This is a genomic window from Sulfurovum sp. (assembly GCF_036568385.1).
Taxonomy (GTDB): Bacteria; Campylobacterota; Campylobacteria; order Campylobacterales; family Sulfurovaceae; genus Sulfurovum.
Window position 1 is genome coordinate 1 of record NZ_DATCSP010000007.1, and the last position, 17,617, is coordinate 17,617.

At 42.1% G+C, this 17,617-nt stretch carries 19 protein-coding genes and 1 tRNA gene; 13 read left to right on the plus strand and 7 right to left on the minus strand.

Features of this window, described 5'->3' with window-relative positions:
* Window positions 1-152: 152 nt before the first annotated feature.
* From pgeF to VIM88_RS00430, 3 genes are all read left to right on the plus strand, one after another.
* The gene (gene pgeF, locus VIM88_RS00420) at window positions 153-932 is read left to right on the plus strand and encodes a peptidoglycan editing factor PgeF (RefSeq protein WP_331860906.1); all 780 of its coding nucleotides are present in this window, start codon (window positions 153-155) and stop codon (window positions 930-932) included.
* A gap of 108 nt (window positions 933-1,040) precedes the next feature.
* On the plus strand, window positions 1,041-1,358 hold the full coding sequence (locus tag VIM88_RS00425; protein WP_331860907.1) for a hypothetical protein: 318 nt from the start codon (window positions 1,041-1,043) through the stop codon (window positions 1,356-1,358).
* An 84-nt stretch (window positions 1,359-1,442) separates the two neighbouring features.
* Window positions 1,443-1,898 carry a hypothetical protein gene (locus tag VIM88_RS00430; protein ID WP_331860908.1) on the plus strand — a complete coding sequence of 152 codons (456 nt, stop codon included), beginning with the start codon at window positions 1,443-1,445 and terminating at the stop codon, window positions 1,896-1,898.
* 103 nt (window positions 1,899-2,001) lie between these two features.
* Here VIM88_RS00430 and VIM88_RS00435 read toward each other — a convergent pair whose 3' ends face one another.
* Window positions 2,002-3,087 (minus strand): hypothetical protein, encoded by a 1,086-nt coding sequence (locus VIM88_RS00435; protein WP_331860909.1) that lies wholly within the window; start codon window positions 3,085-3,087, stop codon window positions 2,002-2,004.
* A gap of 444 nt (window positions 3,088-3,531) precedes the next feature.
* Here VIM88_RS00435 and VIM88_RS00440 point away from each other — a divergent pair, with 444 nt between their 5' ends.
* On the plus strand, window positions 3,532-3,909 hold the full coding sequence (locus tag VIM88_RS00440) for a YbgC/FadM family acyl-CoA thioesterase (protein ID WP_331860910.1): 378 nt from the start codon (window positions 3,532-3,534) through the stop codon (window positions 3,907-3,909).
* A gap of 108 nt (window positions 3,910-4,017) precedes the next feature.
* Entirely contained in the window at window positions 4,018-4,215 is a 198-nt protein-coding gene (locus VIM88_RS00445) for a DUF2892 domain-containing protein (protein ID WP_331860911.1), read from the plus strand.
* Window positions 4,216-4,335: 120 nt separating this feature from the next.
* Here VIM88_RS00445 and VIM88_RS00450 read toward each other — a convergent pair whose 3' ends face one another.
* The 4 genes from VIM88_RS00450 to VIM88_RS00465 form a co-directional block, all read right to left on the minus strand.
* The gene (locus tag VIM88_RS00450; protein ID WP_331860912.1) at window positions 4,336-4,761 is read right to left on the minus strand and encodes a hypothetical protein; all 426 of its coding nucleotides are present in this window, start codon (window positions 4,759-4,761) and stop codon (window positions 4,336-4,338) included.
* Window positions 4,762-5,016: 255 nt separating this feature from the next.
* A complete protein-coding gene (gene acnB, locus VIM88_RS00455) occupies window positions 5,017-7,584 on the minus strand; it encodes a bifunctional aconitate hydratase 2/2-methylisocitrate dehydratase (protein WP_331860913.1) in 2,568 nt (855 codons plus the stop codon).
* A gap of 164 nt (window positions 7,585-7,748) precedes the next feature.
* Window positions 7,749-9,983, minus strand: a complete 2,235-nt coding sequence (locus VIM88_RS00460) for an FtsK/SpoIIIE family DNA translocase (protein WP_331860914.1) — start codon at window positions 9,981-9,983, stop codon at window positions 7,749-7,751.
* A 175-nt stretch (window positions 9,984-10,158) separates the two neighbouring features.
* Window positions 10,159-11,355, minus strand: coding sequence for an NAD(P)/FAD-dependent oxidoreductase (locus VIM88_RS00465; RefSeq protein ID WP_331860915.1), 1,197 nt, complete (start codon window positions 11,353-11,355; stop codon window positions 10,159-10,161).
* 170 nt (window positions 11,356-11,525) lie between these two features.
* Here VIM88_RS00465 and VIM88_RS00470 point away from each other — a divergent pair.
* Window positions 11,526-11,610, plus strand: a tRNA-Leu gene (locus VIM88_RS00470).
* 61 nt (window positions 11,611-11,671) lie between these two features.
* On the opposite strand, the gene VIM88_RS00475 is transcribed toward VIM88_RS00470, so the two are convergent.
* Window positions 11,672-12,358, minus strand: a complete 687-nt coding sequence (locus VIM88_RS00475) for a lysophospholipid acyltransferase family protein (RefSeq protein ID WP_331860916.1) — start codon at window positions 12,356-12,358, stop codon at window positions 11,672-11,674.
* Between the two features lie 125 nt (window positions 12,359-12,483).
* Between VIM88_RS00475 and VIM88_RS00480 the strand changes: the two genes are divergently transcribed.
* The 5 genes from VIM88_RS00480 to VIM88_RS00500 all read left to right on the plus strand — a co-directional run bounded on the left by VIM88_RS00480 (window position 12,484) and on the right by VIM88_RS00500 (window position 15,378).
* Window positions 12,484-12,984, plus strand: a complete 501-nt coding sequence (locus VIM88_RS00480) for a hypothetical protein (RefSeq protein ID WP_331860917.1) — start codon at window positions 12,484-12,486, stop codon at window positions 12,982-12,984.
* 52 nt (window positions 12,985-13,036) lie between these two features.
* Window positions 13,037-13,291, plus strand: coding sequence for a phosphopantetheine-binding protein (locus tag VIM88_RS00485; protein ID WP_331860918.1), 255 nt, complete (start codon window positions 13,037-13,039; stop codon window positions 13,289-13,291).
* Window positions 13,275-14,387: a beta-ketoacyl-[acyl-carrier-protein] synthase family protein gene (locus tag VIM88_RS00490; protein WP_331860919.1), complete on the plus strand. Its 1,113-nt coding sequence runs from the start codon at window positions 13,275-13,277 to the stop codon at window positions 14,385-14,387. Before VIM88_RS00485 ends, VIM88_RS00490 begins: the two co-directional genes overlap by 17 nt.
* The gene (locus VIM88_RS00495) at window positions 14,384-15,028 is read left to right on the plus strand and encodes a beta-ketoacyl synthase chain length factor (protein WP_331860920.1); all 645 of its coding nucleotides are present in this window, start codon (window positions 14,384-14,386) and stop codon (window positions 15,026-15,028) included. Before VIM88_RS00490 ends, VIM88_RS00495 begins: the two co-directional genes overlap by 4 nt.
* Before the next feature lie 110 nt (window positions 15,029-15,138).
* Window positions 15,139-15,378 carry a hypothetical protein gene (locus tag VIM88_RS00500; RefSeq protein ID WP_331860921.1) on the plus strand — a complete coding sequence of 80 codons (240 nt, stop codon included), beginning with the start codon at window positions 15,139-15,141 and terminating at the stop codon, window positions 15,376-15,378.
* 28 nt (window positions 15,379-15,406) lie between these two features.
* Here VIM88_RS00500 and VIM88_RS00505 read toward each other — a convergent pair whose 3' ends face one another.
* Window positions 15,407-16,474, minus strand: coding sequence for a class I SAM-dependent methyltransferase (locus VIM88_RS00505; RefSeq protein ID WP_331860922.1), 1,068 nt, complete (start codon window positions 16,472-16,474; stop codon window positions 15,407-15,409).
* 116 nt (window positions 16,475-16,590) lie between these two features.
* Here VIM88_RS00505 and VIM88_RS00510 point away from each other — a divergent pair, with 116 nt between their 5' ends.
* Both VIM88_RS00510 and VIM88_RS00515 read left to right on the plus strand, forming a co-directional pair.
* Window positions 16,591-16,902 (plus strand): hypothetical protein, encoded by a 312-nt coding sequence (locus VIM88_RS00510; protein ID WP_331860923.1) that lies wholly within the window; start codon window positions 16,591-16,593, stop codon window positions 16,900-16,902.
* Window positions 16,889-17,617: a glycosyltransferase family 2 protein gene (locus VIM88_RS00515; protein ID WP_331860924.1), complete on the plus strand. Its 729-nt coding sequence runs from the start codon at window positions 16,889-16,891 to the stop codon at window positions 17,615-17,617. The genes VIM88_RS00510 and VIM88_RS00515 overlap by 14 nt, the downstream gene beginning before the upstream one ends.

Here is a 17,617-nt window from a genome sequence, read left to right on the forward strand (position 1 = left end):
CCAGATAGGATGAGATAACAAGAAGAGGAATGAGCTGCAACATAAGAAGGTAGGAAAAATGTTTAAAGATACGTTTGTCAAAGTCAAACCATGATTCCATGCAGCATCCTCTTTTTTTAGGGTATTATATCAAAATAGTTGTAAGGAGTATCATGCCTGAGCTTTTCACCTTTGAACACTTTAAACGTTTCCCCTCCCTGCTGCATACTGTGACCACGAAATCCCATGACCTCCCCTATGCTTTCAGCCTTGCGCTGCATACAGGCGAAGCACCCGAAGAGATCACAGCCAACAGAAACAGGCTCTCGCGTTTGCTCAGCAGTGAAACACCCCTGCACTATGTGCTTGCCGACCAGACCCACAGTGACAACATCCAGTGCATTACCCTGAAAGAGACCAGAGGCTGGGAGAGTCTTTCCGATGCCGTCAAAGAGTGTGACGCGCTGATCACCGCTGTCAAAGGGGTGGTGCTGGGCATCCTTACGGCTGACTGTGTCCCCATACTGCTCTATGACAGGCAAAAAGAGGTGGTCGCAGCGGTGCATGCAGGATGGAAAGGTACCAAAGCGCAGATCGCCTCCAAGACGGTGCAAAAGATGATAGCGGAGTATGGGTGCGACCCTGAAGCGATCATGGCAGGTATCGCGCCTGCCATAGGACGCTGCTGCTATGAGGTAGGTGAAGAGGTGGCGGAACACTTTTTCCATACCCCTGAAGCGTTGACGCAAAAAGGTGAAAAATATATGCTGGACCTACCCTTCATCAACCAAAAACAGCTCTTGGAAGCAGGCCTCAAAGAAGAGAACATCGAGATGAGTCACACCTGCACCGCCTGCGAAGTAGAACGGTTCTTCTCTTACCGCAAAGAGCAGGGATGCTCGGGAAGATTTATGAGTTTGATAGGGATCAAGCAAGCTTTGTCAGCAAAATAATCAACAAAATGAAACAATCCATCACATATTGAACAGAAAAACAGATAAAGCGTGATCATTTTGCGTGAAAAAAGCTAGAATTGCGCTAACACAATCAAAGGAATGAAAATGAAAAAAACACTACTGATGGGTATACTTGTTTTGGGGATGGGCATATTTGCACATGCAGAATCGAACGACCTGGACGACGAGTTTGATGATCTGGATGAAGAAAGCAGCGCAATGGAGATCTTTCAGGATTTCAAGGATGACTGCGACAATGCAGGAGACTACTATGGATGTTTTTCAGTCGCACTGAAATACGAAAAGGGCGAAACGGTCGAAAAAGACATCCCCAAAGCGGTCGAATACTACAGCAAAGCCTGCAAGCTTGGTTCTGAAGAGGGATGTAAAATGGCCAAGAAGCTTGAGGAAGAGGCACACTAGGCCAATTCCCGATCTTTTGTCCTATCTTTCAGAAACTTTCAGAATATCCTGCAATAATTGCATATTAACATAGAAAGAGAAATGATGTATACCTACCAAATCGCAAAGTCTGTAGTGAATGACTATAAAAATGAGAAACTCAGTGACGAAAGAATCGATTTTCTGATCTCACAGGCAAATGAGCAGCTTGAAGAGATCTCCCAAAACAAAGAGATCTATCAGCGGTTTATCAAGCAGGTCAATCCGCCCGAAAAGATAGACAACATCATTCTCTGGATACTTTTTATGTCCAATGAAGCCATATGTGATGAATACATAGATGAATTCGATAAAGATTTCAGGGACGTGATCCCGGTGAGCGATCTGGCCGATCTGCTCTTCTACGTTGTCTACTTGAAAAAAGTGAAAGAGATCGAATTGGACGGATTTGACTTTTTAATGGGGTATAAACACGAAGGGATGGAAGATGTGGATCAATACAGTTTTTCAAACGCCTTGCTCTATATTCAAAAATTAAAAGAAGTGCCATTGGAGTTTTAATTTTTCACTAAAGATATTTAGATTGAATACTCTTGGCTACTTTTTCTAGCATGCTCAGCAGGCAGGAGCATAACTGCTCACACTCCTGCTGATGATTCCACTGTTAGTGAATGGTAATATCTATGTGCGTCTGAATAGGCGAATCGAGTACAGGGAATGTACTTGGGTCTCCTTCGGTTGGCACTCCGACATCACCGATAATGACGTTGCTCGGGTTATTCAGCGTGAACGTGATACGATATGCTCCCGCTGGGATATTATTTGTCGGTAGGTCCCACACGTATCCGTATACGAGATTACCCGCCACATTGATCTCAGCTGCGAATTGACCTGGACCGTCTGGACCTCCGTCAAAAAGTGCCTGCTCATCCACTAGACCACCGTCTACCGGAGTACCACCTAGTGCATCCAATCTCTCGATCTTTAGGCTGGCATAGGCGGTAAAGACAAAGGCCGTATCGACTGATGTTGTGTTTCCGTCTGTCCCGTATATCTCCATATCTTTTTCACCGTAGAGTGAAACCATATTGTAAGCCGTCATATTCGTATCCAGGGCTTTGGTGAGCACCATCTCGATCCTCACAACAGATTCGGTGGTCAGTGTCTGGCTGATCAGGTTGTCGCCCCATTTTGCCGTAACATTGTGTTCAACCAGCGAAGTCGATCCGTCTATCCATTCACCCTGCCACGTGCTTATGGTCTTCTGCTTGTAGTAGGTCACGCCATCTAGCACATATGTCGTATTCACATCGAAGTAAGGCAGTTCCGACGCATTTTCTTCGATGACCGGGCGCAGCCCTGTATTGTAGTCGACAAGGGAAATGTTGTTTTCTGTCCACTCTCCTGTAATCACCTCCTCACTGATACCTATACCATCGGCAAAGATCAACGCTGAAGCCATGTTGTTCCCGTATGCATCTACTTCACCTGTACCGCAACCAGAAAACTCAGCCGTTATCGGTAACGTACGGGTCTCCCCGCCGGCGTTCTTAGCACCAAGTATATAGTAGGTGATATCACACCTATCCAGCCCGGCATTGTCTGTAAAACCAAAGGTTGTAGCCGGTAGGGAGATGAGGTGGTTCGGTGTAGGTAAAGTCGAGGTGTATTTGTAAAGTTCGTAGGTGTCCACTGGACCGCCTGAAGTCGGTGCTTGCCAGATCAGCTCAGCAGACAGTACTCCACCCACGGCTGACGTTTGAACAGCAAAACTCGTCGGTACACCCGGAGCCTCGACAACAGTAGATGGCGGTGGTGTATAAGTGTCACCACTGCCGCCACCGCCGCAGCCAATAGCCATCATGCCGAATAAGACCACGAACAACGCGGCCAACATTGAAACAAATTTCTTACTTCTTGATTGAATCGTTTTCATGTAGAACTCCTTATTATTTTTATCTATACAGTTCTATTGTACATCTACATAAATAAATTGAATCTTAATATTGTATTCGCAGAGAAGAGCGATAATAATAATAAAAAGCCACCTCTTTAGTCATACTATTTTAGTAACACTTTCTTCTATTTTTTGTACAATACAAATAAATACGATCAAAACAACTTCAAGTTTTAAACATTGAGTGACTGTTTTGATCTTAAGAGCTTGGAGTTAGAGTAAAGAAGGGAGTTCAGCGTGAAGATAAGGATCTACTACGAAGATGTGGATGCGGGAGGTATCTGCTACCATTCCAAATACCTCAATTTCTGCGAAAGGGCTCGGTCGGAACTCTTTTTCTCTCAAGGCTCAAGCCCTATCCAGGGGGAGTACCATTTCGTGGTGAAACACATCGATGCGGATTTTATGGCATCGGCCCTCTTCGGCGATACCGTAACGGTACACACTTCCGTGGCAGAGTTCAAAAAAGCCTCTCTGATCATGTTCCAGGAGATCGTGAACCAGGAAGGCAAGCTGCTTTTCCGTATGCATGTGACCTTGGCCTGCATGAAAGGGAACAGGGTCTCGAAGATACTTGAATCCTACAAAGCGTTCTTGAACCCGGAGCACCTGTAAGCCAGACCGCTCCAGAACATACAAGCACACTCCTCTACCCTCTGTTACACACTCGCTACCCACAACTTTGTCATAATAATATGCAAAATCAAATCAAAGGAGTTATCTATGACATGCAATATGGGAAAAATGGACAGGATCATCAGACTAATCATAGGATTGGTTGCTGTAGCGTGGGGACTAAAGTACGGCAATATCATCGCAGATGTGATCGGCGGTATCCTGCTCTTGACGGCTCTGATCGGATGGTGCCCGCTTTATATGCCTTTTGGCATCAACACAGGGTGCAAAAGAAAAGATCTTTAAGCGTAAGGAAATCTGTACAGCGCACGTTTGCAACAGATGCAAAAACGGCGTAGAAATGCCGGTCAGATAGACATAAAAACTGTCTATCTGACCGGAAACAAAGGAAAAAGAATTAAAAGATCAGGCGTTGATACCGTAGATCAGTGCAAATGCCAATCCTGTAGCACCAATATACCCTGCACCGAACATAAAAGAAGATATGAGCTTGATCACAGGCTGATAGGTCCACTTCACCAGTAAAATGACCAATGAACCCAAAAGCGGCGGAATAAAAGTATACGCAAGCACTTCACCCAATCCATACTGACCTGGCAGATAAACCTGGGTAGAGACTATCACGGCTACAATAAAAACGACAGCGAAATAGATAAACATATAACGTATGGTACTGTATTCTTCAAAACACTCTGAGACATTGACCTCGTCTTTTACAAGGCACTTCATATCTGACATTTTGACATCTTTGAGCGACTTCTCCTCACAGATAAAAAATACTATCAAACTCAAGACCAACCCTGCTCCGATCACTAACATCATCGTTCCCATTGAAACTCCTTTATTCTAATTTGTGACACAAACGATTGTAACGTAAATAATATAACATTAATTTTAATTATGAAGTATCTTAATAAAATATATATTATAGAAATAACAATGGATAAGCGTATGGAGTGTTGATGGCTACATATCAAGCATAAATGTACAGGGTTAAAATGGCGCAGGTGAAAAAAGTGTTTTGGGGGAAAATTCGGATTTTCCTACCCCGGGAAGGGGAGGAAATGCGATCGAAGCGAAAGCTTACTATTCGACCATCGCTTCAAGTTCCTCTTTGGAAACTTTGTTGAAGTTCAGGTATTTATAAATGTCATCAGTCATTTCCGGCTTGATCTTATTTGAAACTACTGCCAAATACTCCTCAGCTGTTGGGATCTTACCGTTAAGTGCGACCACCGCAGCAAGCTCGGCAGAACCAAGATACACCTGAGAACCTTTACCAAGTCTGTTGTCGAAGTTTCTTGTGGATGTAGAGAATACCCATGCATTTTGCTTAACAGCAGCCTGGTTACCCATACATAGAGAACATCCAGGTGGTTCGATCCTTGCTCCGGCCATTCCGAATACTGAGTAGTACCCCTCTTCTGTAAGCGTCTTCTCGTCCATTTTTGTCGGAGGACAGATCCAAAGTCTTGTATTTACTTGACCTTCACCTTTAAGTACCTCTGCATTCGCTCTGAAAAGACCGATGTTCGTCATACAAGAACCAACGAATACTTCATCGATATCTGTTCTCAGACCAGCTGCATGTACTTCTGAAAGTGTTTTCACGTCATCCGGATCGTTTGGACATGCTACGATCGGCTCTTTGATCTCAGACATGTTGATCTCGATCACCGCTGCGTACTCAGCATCAGAATCTGCTTCAAGCAGTACCGGATTCGCGATCCAGTCTCTCATTTTCTGTGCACGTCTTTCAAGTGTCGCTTTGTCTTCATAGCCTTGCGCGATCAACTCTTCGATCAGAGCGATGTTAGACTCAAGGTACTCGATGATAGGCTCTTTGTCAAGCTTCACTGTACACGCAGCAGCAGAACGCTCAGCAGAAGCATCAGAAAGTTCGAATGCCTGCTCACACTTCAATTGCTCAAGACCTTCGATCTCAAGTACACGCCCTGAGAAGATGTTTTTCTTACCAGCTTTTTCAACCGTCAAAAGTCCGTCTTTGATCGCCTGGTAAGGGATAGCGTTAACCATATCTCTCAGTGTGATACCTGGCTGCATTTCTCCTGTAAATCTTACAAGTACAGACTCAGGCATCGTAAGAGGCATCATACCTGTTACCGCTGCGAACGCAACAAGACCGGAACCAGCCGGGAACGAGATACCGATCGGGAATCTTGTGTGTGAATCCGCACCGGTACCTACTGTATCCGGAAGACACATTCTGTTCAGCCATGAGTGGATAACACCGTCACCCGGTCTAAGCGTGAAACCTTTTCTTTCCGTCATGAACTGCGGAAGTGTGTGGTGTAGCTTGATATCTGCCGGTTTTGGGTATGCAGAGGTATGACAGAATGACTGAAGTACAAAGTCAGCACCAAAGCTGAGTGCCGCAAGGTCTTTTACTTCATCTCTTGTCATTGCACCTGTCGTATCTTGAGAACCTACCGTGGTACATACCGGCTCGCAGTATACACCTGGTTTCACACCCTCAAGTCCGCATGCTTTACCGACCATTTTTTGTGCTAAAGTATACCCTTTACCGTTGTCTTCCGGCTGTGCCGGTGCCATGAACGCATCAGATGCACCAAGTCCAAGTGCTTCTCTCGCTTTAGCCGTAAGACCTTTACCGATGATAAGCGGTACACGTCCCCCTGCTCTCATCTCATCCGGAAGTGTATTTGGCTCAAGTTTGAACTCGGAAACCACTTCACCGTTCTTCTCGATCACACCTTCAAAAGTCTTGAGCGTGATCACATCACCGGTCTCCAATTTGTCTACCGGTGCCTGGATCGGCAGACATCCTGAATCTTCCGCAGTGTTGAAGAAGATCGGTGCAATGATCCCACCGATGACCACACCGCCGGTTCTTTTGCCAGGAATTCCAGGAATATCCGTACCCATGTGCCACTGCACAGAGTTGATACCTGATTTTCTTGATGAACCTGTACCTACCACATCACCAACGTATGCCAACGGGTGACCTTTTTTTCTAAGTTCATCCATGGTCTCAAGAGGATTTTCCATTCTGTTGACAAGGAAAGAGTTCGCATGAAGCGGTATATCTGCTCTTGTAAATGCTTCTGATGCCGGAGAAAGGTCATCCGTATTCGTTTCACCCGGAATTTTGTATACGGTCAGCGTGATCTCTTTTTCCATCTCCGGCTTGTTGTAGAACCACTCAGCATTTGCCCAAGACTCGACGATCTCTTTTGCTTTCGCATTGCCTTGGTCCATCATTGCTTTCACATCGTTGAATGCATCGTAGACAAGGATCGTGTTTTTAAGCTGCTCTGCCGCTTCGTCTGTCACTTCACCGCCGATCTTAAGTGCTTCGACCAGTGGTGTAACGTTGAATCCGCCCAGCATTGATCCAAGGATCTTACATGCTTTTACCGGATCGATCGCATCACAAGTGATGTTCCCCTGTACGATATCATTTAGGAATGCCGCTTTAATGTAAGCTGCATCATCTACCCCTGCAGGTACTTTGTTTTCGAACATGTCCATTGCATAATCAACTTCTGCGATCGGACTTGCTTTAAGTAACTCTACAAGTTCTGCTGTTTGCTCTGGCGTCAGCGCGAGAGGTGGTACACCCAACTCCGCACGTTCAGCCGTATGTGCTTTATATTCTTCTAATAAGGCCATAATGGTCTCCTCTGTAATATTTGTGCCTTATGGTATCAAAAAATAATTTGATTAAGCCTCTATAAGTGCAAGATATTAAAGAGATAATTTTTATGTATCGTATCGTTACAAAAAAAATGGAAAAACGGGAAGAAAAAAGAAGGTATTTGTCAAATGACAGGAGATCAGACGATCTCCCTGTTACCTTTTGCATTAGGTTCGCTCAGGATTCCTGTCGCTTCGAGCTGCTCTATAATGTTGGCAGAACGGTTGTACCCTATCTGCAGTTTTCGCTGCAGGTAGGAGATGGATGTTTTGTTGTCCGTCAGGACGATCTGCTTCGCCTCTTCATACAGCGGATCGAGGTCTATCTCTCCGTCCTGTGATTCAGCGTTCGACCCGCCGCCTGCTACCAGATAACTCTCATCGTATTCCGGCATACGCTGTGCTTTGAGGAATTCCACGATCGTCTCTATCTCCTCTTCTGTGTTCCACGGTGCATGCAGACGTACCAGTCCGTTCGCACTTGGAGGCGTAAAGAGTCCGTCCCCGCGTCCGAGCAGGCTCTCTGCGCCCATCGCATCCAGGATCACCTTGGAATCGATACGCTGCCCCACCCTGTAGCTCAGCCTTGATGGGAGATTGGCCTTGATCAGCCCTGTCACCACATCCACGCTCGGTCTCTGCGTCGCAACGATCAGGTGGATCCCTGAAGCCCTTGCCATCTGCGCCAGTCTGGCGATGGAGTACTCTACCTCTTTCCCGCCGTTCATCATCAGGTCCGCCAGTTCGTCGATGACGACCACGATGAAAGGGAAAGGATCTGCAGAGCCGTCCTTCTTGACCTTTTCATTATAGTTGTCTATGTTCTTCGTGCGGTTTTCCGCCATCAGTTTATAACGGCGTTCCATCTCCCCTACCATGTTCGAAAGCGCGGCAATGGCCTTTTTGGGCTCCGTGATCACCGGCGTGATAAGATGCGGGATATCATTGTAGATAGAGAATTCCAGCATCTTGGGGTCGATCAGCATCAGCTTGAGCTGGTCGGGGTCGTTTCTGTAGAGCAAAGAGAGGATCATCGCATTGATACCCACCGATTTACCCGATCCCGTGGTTCCCGCTATCAGCAGGTGCGGAAGTTTTTTGATGTCGGTGATAAAGGGTTTGCCCACGATATCTTTCCCCAGTGCCACGGTCAGCGGAGAAGAGGACTCGTTAAACAGGGGGCTCTCCAGGATCTCACGCAGATAGATCGTTTCCACCGTGTCGTTCGGTATCTCTATCCCTACGACATCACGTCCCGGAATAGGCGCCTGTATACGTATCGTCTCGGCTGAAAGCGCCATGGCAAGGTCATCCTGCAGGTTCAGGATCTTGGAGATCTTTACATTGGGTGCGGGTTTGAACTCGAACGTGGTGACCAGCGGTCCGCTATAGGTCCGTACGACATCGCCGTCGACCTTGAACTCCTGCAGTTTGGCAAGCAGCTCTTCTATCTTCCGGTCGATCTCCGCTTCATTGATCTTCTTCGTGGTTTTGGGTGCTTTTTGTAAGAATTCGAGCTTGGGAAGCTTAAAGTTCTTGGGTTTAAGCACTTGCCCTCTATCGATCTGCTCCATCAGCTTGGAGTTTTCTTCAAGCTCACTGACGATCTCTACATGGGAACCGCTTTTGGCAGCTCTCCTCTGTGCAGTGCTGACCTCCATCTCATGCTCAAGCTCAAATATCTCATTCAGCACAGGGTCATCTGTCTTCTCGCTGACGGGTGCTTTTTGAACCTCTTCCCTGACAGCCGGGATCTTCGGGGCCTCGGCCCTTTTCGCCACGCGTTTTCGCTGCGGCTGTTCCTCTTCGAGATCGAGCACAGGCATCATCTCGTCTTCCAGCGACGGTGAAGAGAAAGGGTTTTTAAATAGCTTCCTGATCCCTCTTCCCAGGGCCGAAAACATGCTGCCCACCCATGAAAAAGAGAACGAGCGCTCAGATCTCTTCATCTTGAAACTCGGAAATTCAAAGTCGTCTTCCAGTATAAAGACCAAAGAGAGCGTCATGACCATCAGCCAGAAGAGCCACAGCCCTGCTTTACCGATCAGCGGGTAGAGGAACTCAACGATCTGCGTACCTACAAAACCTATATTCTGCGCTTCGAGGACCAGTGAGCTGAAAAGTATCAGAGCAATGAACAGGAGTATCCAACCGAGGTAAAAATCGAGCTTTTTTCTTACACGCGGATCTGCATAGAGCTTGAAGAGGGGATAGAACAGCACGAAGATGTTGATATAGGCAAGATAGCCGAACAGATAGAGGTTGGTATTGCCTATGTGTTTTCCTATATCCCCCACCAATGCTGTTTCATGGAAAATGGTTGAAAATGCAGCGTAAATAAAAAGTATAGCCGTAATGATAATCGTAATTTTCAAAACTTCTCCAAATATCATATTAAATAATAAAGTTATTATATCAGATTAAGTTTAGGCACCTATAAAATGGGAGCAAAAACTGCTATTGTATAGATGGAAATTCCCCAAAGAGAGATATTTCAGCCCACTTCACCTTACAATGGGTAGAAGAGGATAGAAGATCTTGCCTCTGTGGCTATCTGTTCCGGTTTTTAAAACCTGTATTGATGCGTAGACGGAGGCCAAGATAATACGCATGGGTGATCGCTTTTTTGAGCAGATAGGCGACATACCCCTTCACTTTGATATACCTGAACATCTCCCCTACGGCATAGGTGCCGCCCAAGGCGATGAATACGCCCGAAACACTGGCATCAAATGGCCGGGACTCCACACCGTCTATTCTTTGGCGGATGGTTTTTGCCACATACTCTGCACTCTTCTCAGCGATCTGCGCCGTGGGAGGCAATACCCTCCCTTCACGGTCTTTGATCTCGACACAGTCGCCTATGGCAAAGACCTCTTTACGGCCATGGATATTGAGCTCTGTAGAGGGAACAAGCTGCCCGATGCGGTTCTTTTCATTCTCGATCGTATCATTGAGTGCCGCTGCTTGGATACCTCCGGTAAAGATCATGAAACTGTAGGGGAGCTTTTCGCCGTTTTTGAAACAGATATGTGAGGCATCCAGAGCGCTGATGAAAGTCCCCGTCAGGATCCTGACACCCAGGGACTCCAACCGTCTCTTCGTCTTCTCTATGCTGTACCTGCCCATGCCCGGAAGTATCGTCTCGCTTGCATCTATCAGATAGATCTGTATCTCTTTGGCTGTATCGCCTATGGTTTTGCTGTATGATTCCAGGACATAGGCCATTTCGGCAGCGACTTCCACACCGCTCAGTCCCGCACCCCCTATGGCAATGTTGAGCGGGCCCTCTTTACAGGCTTCTTCCTCTCTCAATGTTTTGTAAATAAGCTTCTCGAACTCTACCCTGAACTTATAGGCTCTTTGCAGGTCCTTGACACCGTAACTGTGTTCTCGCAGCCCCTCGATGAATGAGAAAAAATGTGTCCTTGCCCCCGTTGCAAGGATCAGATAGTCGTAAGAGAGCGTTTCATCTTCCGCCTGTACGCTCTTCTCCTCAAAAGAGATGGAGGTGGCCTCTTTATGCAGGAACGTGACCCGCTCTTTAAACCCGTCACACCAGTTCTTAAGATCAATGGCGACCTGATGCACATCGAACTGGCCTGCGATATAGCCGTACGCCTCGGTCTGCAGGTAATGATAGGGGTTTTTATCGATCAGTGTGATCTCTATATCCCGGTATTTATGGAGCGCCTCGATAGCACGAAGTCCGCCATACCCTCCCCCGATCACCACTACTTTTTTCATCACTCTCCATCTCCAAAAACTGCTTTCAATTCCATTGTACACAGTTTAGATAAAACTAGTAGTCAGACCGGATCATTTACGCCTCTCTGTCTATGCGATGTAATTCTTGAACCACTAACCCTTCTTTAAGCACATACTATGTAAAATCCCATCTACATTTTACAATGTATGCCGCAGTGATGGAACTGGTAGACTTGGTAGACTCAAAATCTTCTGCCTTCGGGCGTGTCGGTTCGAATCCGACCTGCGGTACCACCCTCTTTTTAATTATCGATATGCCTTCAAAGACTACATTTTAACTATATGATAAGAATATCTAGATCCCTAATCCGAACATAGCACGATATGTCGTTTCCAGATCATTTTTATCCCTATGATCCAGTATCTCACCAATAACAATAGTAATCTCTTGTTCTTTATCATTATTATGCAAACCTTGTTTAAGTGCACTATCAGTATTGGTTTGAATGTAGACAGGCAGTATTGAAATTCTATTTTTTAATGCAATGAAGCGAAATCCATCTTTGAACTCTAGTAGCTCCTGCGGGGTCTTATTCCTGGTTCCTTCTGGAAAGATACATATTGAGTTTCCATCGTTTAAAGCTTTTTTGACATCTGAAAAAAATGTACCCATTTTGCTATCTTTCCTATCTATACGTATGGCTCCACCATTACGTACGGCATTTCCGAAGAACAAAGAGTTATATAACTCTTTTTTAGATACCCAGAAGCCAAATATATTGGTATTTTTAAGTGCAATATCAATAACAAGAGGATCGATAATGCTACGATGATTAGATAAAATAAGATATTGCCCATTATCAGGTAATTTCTCCGGGTTTTCAATATTTATTTTGATATTTAATTTTGCTAATATTTTTTGTGAATATTCTAATCTTAATCTTTTTTTCCCTATAGAATCTAAAACCTTTCCCAGTTTAATTCCATAGTAATTTGTTAAAAATAAACCATAAGTTAAAAGTTTAACTTGATGAAAATGCACTACCTGTCCCTATCACTTTAAATGTGTGAATTGTAACCAAAAATGATTAAAGATAATAATTTCAAATAGAAATGATTTAAGATATTCCTACTATACTACAAAGAATTTTATTTGATTGGAGAAGAATGAAATATATTATTTTATTTTTATTACCTTTATATATTTTTTCCAATGAGCAAAGAATTCTTGTAACCGGCTTTACTATTCATGAGCATACAAATGATCGTTTTGGTGAGAAATACAATGCATTCAATTATGGACTCGGTTATGAGTATAGTTTTTTTAATGATTATAATGAACTCTATTTTTCAACCAACGCTTTAATTTTCAATGATTCTTTTGAGAATCCACAGTTTGTTGTTGGAATGGGACATGCTTATCGTTTTGATACCGGTGTATTTGATACAGCAGTGGGACTGAGTGGATTTGTCGGGATAAAAAAAATCTACACGGACAGTGACTTGAATCGTAATGATGGAGATTATGGGCTTACTGGAGGGGTGGGACCTACCATTTCATTGTATTATGAAAACTTGAGCGTAAATTTTGTTTATATTCCTGCTTTCAGCTATAAAGATATAGATACAACTGGTTTCCTATTTACGTATTTTGGTTATAAATTTTGATTGTAAGTATTTATAGTGTAAAATTCACGGCAATAAGATAGGGGAACTTTGAATGATAACAAGTGAAGACTTTAAAAAAACATTAATACAATATTTAAATCTTGAAGATATAACACCTGATGAAATTAATGATACTGACAGGCTTTTTGGCGATGAAGGTTTAGGCTTGGACTCTGTTGATTCTATTGAACTGGTTTTGGCAATTGAGAAAGAATATGGTGTTAAAATCGATGATGCTACATTATATCAACATATTTTTGCTTCCGTAGAAAACCTTCTAAACTATATTAATGAAAATAAAAAATAAGGTTTTTATCACTGCTACTTCCTCTATTAGTTGTGCGGGGGATAACGATAAAACATTGTTCACTCATATATGTAACGGGAACAGTGGTATAGAACAGGATAAAAACTACTTCTTTGAATCTCAGCCTGCTATAGGGAAATTATGTACAAATGACAAATTTTACGATGCACTGATATTACAATGTGAAAATATTTTAAAGCAAAGTAGATTAGAAAACTTTAAAGATACACTTTTGATCATAGGGTCTTCTGTTGGAGGCATGCATACCACGGAAGAGATATATTTTGAAACACAAACGTATCAAAATATCGATCCTGACTTTCATCATATTAATGCTATTGCAAATGTTTTAAATGAAAAATTTGATTTTTACGATGACATCTCTTTTTCAACAGCATGTACTTCCAGTGCCAATGCAATAGGTTATGCTTATGAGGTTTTGTCTAAAGGGATATATAAAAACGCACTTGTTGTTGGTGCTGATAGTTTGTCTAAAATAACAGTTGGCGGTTTTTTATCTCTAGGCGTACTGTCTTCGACTCCCTGTAAACCTTTTGATAGCGCTAGAGAAGGTATGAATGTTGCAGAAGCGATCGCTTGTTTGTTATTGGAAAATACACCCTCTCAAGATTCTGTTGAAGTTTGTGGTGTAGGATATAGTTCAGATGCATATCATATGACTCATCCGCATCCTGATGGCAAAGGAGCCATTGCAGCTATGTCTCAAGCATTGAAGGCTGCATCTCTTGAGTCTCGTCAGATAGATTATATCAATGCTCATGGTACAGGTACCGTAGCGAATGACAATGCAGAAGCAAATGCTATAGCTACTCTTTTCCCTGATAAGCCTTATGTCAGTTCGACCAAGTCGATAACCGGGCATACACTTGGTGCTGCAGGTGCATTAGAAGCTGTAATATCCTGTATGGTACTTAAAGAACAGAAGTGTCCTCAAAACACTTTTTTGGATATCCCGGAAAATGAAAATCTAAACTTACCTTTAGCAAGTAAAGACGTCGAAATCAATTATGTCATGAGTAACTCTTTCGCTTTTGGTGGGAACAACTGTAGTTTAGTGTTTGGAAGATGCAAATGACAATCAATCTAGAGATACTTGACAGTGCTTATGTGTATGCATCCAAAGAAATAGAAGACCTCAACACGAAAGAACTTGTTCCCAAAATGGTAATAAGAAGAAGGTTGACCAGAGCAGCAAAAATAGCTATTTACTTGGCGAATAAAGTCTCTTTTACAAATGGTAGAATTATCTATGGAAGTAGTTTTGGAGAATTGAGTGCAACGGCCAATATCTTAAATGCAATAAGTGCAAAAGAACACAGCAGTCCAACACATTTTCAAAATTCAGTTTATAATACGGCAGTTTCTTACCTCTCTATGTTAAGTGATAATACCAATGAGATCATGACAATATCCAGTGGAGACCATACTTCTTTAAATATCTTGAAAGCAGGTGCGATCAAAGCTTTAGATGGTGATACACTGTTGCTATTGGGAACAGAGACATTGAATATAGATAAGATCGAAGAAGTGAACAAATGCATAGATCTTTTAGAATGTGGTGTTGCATTAAAGGTAAGAATGACCAAAGAAGAAGCAACATTATGTTTTGATGCGGAAAATGATGAAATAAAAACACCTGCATCCCTTAGTCATATGTTCAATATCGCAAGAAATATACATACCAATAAACCAAATATCATAAAGGTGACACTATAAAACTGCCCCATAAAGAACCACTTATATTTGCAAAAGAGATCCTTCTTAAAGATCATGATATTGCAGAGGTAAGATGCCAATTTGATTCAATTCCAACTTTAGCTATGTTCATGGAAGCAGCAGCACAAAGCAGTTCCGCTTTCAATATAGAAGATCAAGCTAAAATTGGTTTTTTGGCAATAGCCAAGAACATAAAGCTCCTGGGGAAATTGGAAGATAGGCTATATATTCTTAGGCTTAAAAAAGAAGCTGAAATAAACCAGTATAAACAATTTTCTTTTGAAGCCTACAGCCAGAATAATAATACAAACGTAGCATCTGGCAGTTTTACGTTAGTGATAGATGGATAATGTTTCAGGGAAATAATTTAGTGAATGATCATTTACAAATCAAGATACTTTGACAGATCCCGATATTATCGATCTCTTCTATTACATGTAACCCAGCTTTATTGATATAATCAATCATATCTACAGAATTAAACATTTTACTATAACCATTTGCCATCGCTGTGAAGTAAGGCGAAGTATTAATGATACAATAAGCAGAAGTTTCAAATCTCTGTTTGTCCCAAAGAGGTTCCATGATATAAACATAAGCATCTTTGTCCATAGATGCTTTGACACGTTTTAATAATGCCACTATATCCTCTTCTTTAAAACAATCAAGAAATTGACTCATCCAAATAATATCATATCCGCTCGGGATCTCTTTTGTATGATCAAGAATATTTAGCCCAATAAAATCGACTTGATCATCCAGTTGAGCATGACTTATATTTTCTTGTGCTAATGCTATTTGTTCCGGAAGGTCAAGGATAGTGATATGGGTATTTGGGTCAGCTTGAGCAAGTTTTATCGAAAACTTACCAGTATTCCCGCCAATATCTAAAATCTTTTCGGGTTCGTTCTTTAACAATATCTGTATAGCTTCTTCAAAGGCGGTATCTGAATAATAGTGATCAAAAGAAAACCAGCTATTTTGTGCTTTTTCTGGTAAAGATGAAAGTGCCGGATAAATCGTTTCCCAATTTCCAAAAACTTTTAGTCCAGAAGGTTTTTCATTTTTAATGGCATCCTCTAAGTAATAGAGTCCCTGATAGTTCACATCGTGATTATAATCCATATTGATTCTGGTCATTTTGTCTTTGAGTAAAAAATATCCTGTTTTGGTTATATGATATCTCTTGTTCTTTACTTTAACAATGTCCGCGCTTAATGAAGTTTCTAACAATGTTTTAACACCGTAGGTTGAGATATTTGTGTTTTTTGCTATCTCATTTAGGGTCAGTCCCAGTTTATCGTTGTCATATAAAGTCTCTAAGATCCCTAAATCACGCATTGATTTGGCAACTTGGAATATAATCGGAGCAAAAGCGATCTTTTGAGCTTCATATTGTGCTTCTAAAGCTGTCTTTGTATCATTGTCTTTAAAAAAGTTATGCATATTCTTCTCTTAATTTATTCTCTAGCAGGGGAATGTCTTGAATCTGCAAGATTGTATAGTATATTTAGTTAGCTTTCGGTAAAATACAACTATCAAGGAGAAGAGAGGGAAATCATTTGGTACATGGTTTATATACTATTGTAAAACAGGATGTAGAACAAATTATTTTACAACTCTCTTCAGAAAGTCATCCTGTATTCCACGCACACTTTCCTAACTACCCTATTTTACCGGGATTTGCACTTATAGACATAATCGCCGATATACTAAATGATAATGTAGTGAACATTATGCAAAGTAAGTTTATAGCCCATATAAAACCTAATGATGTTTTGACATGTACTATAAAAAGTGATGAAAAAAAAAGAAACATAAAAATATTCAAAAATGAAGAAAAGGTAAGTGAAATAGCATATGAATCAAACTAGCGTTATTGTAATCATACCCACATATAATAATCCGGAAACTATAAGAGATGTTGTGAATGATGTCTTAAACCATAGCTACAAAGTTATCGTGATCGATGATGGTTCTGACACAGCTGTTAAAGATCTATTTTCAGAAGAAGAACAGAAGAGAATATATTTTGTAAGACACGATGAAAATCAGGGCAAAGGTCAAGCAATTATAAGCGGCACAATTAAAGCAAAAGAACTGGGTTATACTCATGTACTTAGTATGGATGGCGATGGTCAACATTTGGCATCCCAGGCAAAACGTCTGATAGATGTATGTGATGCTGATGAAATTATTATTGGGGCAAGGAACTTTGATCTGGAACATGTGCCTTTTGGCTCTAAATTTGGTCGATGGTTCAGTAATATGTGGGCATGCTGGGATACTGGATACACGATAAAGGATTCATTGTCTGGATACAGAATATACCCGGTATCTATTTTAGATCTTCCTATCAAAACGAAAAGATTTGACTGGGAAATGGAAGTGCTGGTCAGGCATGCCGATGCGGGTAAAAAGATAAAAGAAGTAGACATAGAATGTTATTACCCGGTAGCAGAAGAGAGAGTGAGTCATTTTAAAAAATTCGAAGATACTATGGCTATTGTTTGGGTGCATGTTCAAATATTGCCATTCAAATGGGTGAAAACGATCATAAAACCATTTATGCTCTTCAAAAGTAATTAA

What these genes read in the sequence shown, in the direction of transcription:
- VIM88_RS00425 (WP_331860907.1), top strand. Translation starts at nt 1,041, where the DNA reads ATGAAAAAAACACTACTGATGGGTATACTTGTTTTGGGGATGGGCATA.
- VIM88_RS00500 (WP_331860921.1), top strand. Translation starts at nt 15,139, where the DNA reads ATGGAAGCAGCAGCACAAAGCAGTTCCGCTTTCAATATAGAAGATCAA.
- VIM88_RS00480 (WP_331860917.1), top strand. Translation starts at nt 12,484, where the DNA reads ATGAAATATATTATTTTATTTTTATTACCTTTATATATTTTTTCCAAT.
- VIM88_RS00515 (WP_331860924.1), top strand. Translation starts at nt 16,889, where the DNA reads ATGAATCAAACTAGCGTTATTGTAATCATACCCACATATAATAATCCG.
- acnB (WP_331860913.1), bottom strand. Translation starts at nt 7,584, where the DNA reads ATGGCCTTATTAGAAGAATATAAAGCACATACGGCTGAACGTGCGGAG.
- VIM88_RS00495 (WP_331860920.1), top strand. Translation starts at nt 14,384, where the DNA reads ATGACAATCAATCTAGAGATACTTGACAGTGCTTATGTGTATGCATCC.
- VIM88_RS00505 (WP_331860922.1), bottom strand. Translation starts at nt 16,474, where the DNA reads ATGCATAACTTTTTTAAAGACAATGATACAAAGACAGCTTTAGAAGCA.
- VIM88_RS00445 (WP_331860911.1), top strand. Translation starts at nt 4,018, where the DNA reads ATGACATGCAATATGGGAAAAATGGACAGGATCATCAGACTAATCATA.
- VIM88_RS00490 (WP_331860919.1), top strand. Translation starts at nt 13,275, where the DNA reads ATGAAAATAAAAAATAAGGTTTTTATCACTGCTACTTCCTCTATTAGT.
- pgeF (WP_331860906.1), top strand. Translation starts at nt 153, where the DNA reads ATGCCTGAGCTTTTCACCTTTGAACACTTTAAACGTTTCCCCTCCCTG.
- VIM88_RS00465 (WP_331860915.1), bottom strand. Translation starts at nt 11,355, where the DNA reads ATGAAAAAAGTAGTGGTGATCGGGGGAGGGTATGGCGGACTTCGTGCT.
- VIM88_RS00450 (WP_331860912.1), bottom strand. Translation starts at nt 4,761, where the DNA reads ATGGGAACGATGATGTTAGTGATCGGAGCAGGGTTGGTCTTGAGTTTG.
- VIM88_RS00430 (WP_331860908.1), top strand. Translation starts at nt 1,443, where the DNA reads ATGTATACCTACCAAATCGCAAAGTCTGTAGTGAATGACTATAAAAAT.
- VIM88_RS00485 (WP_331860918.1), top strand. Translation starts at nt 13,037, where the DNA reads ATGATAACAAGTGAAGACTTTAAAAAAACATTAATACAATATTTAAAT.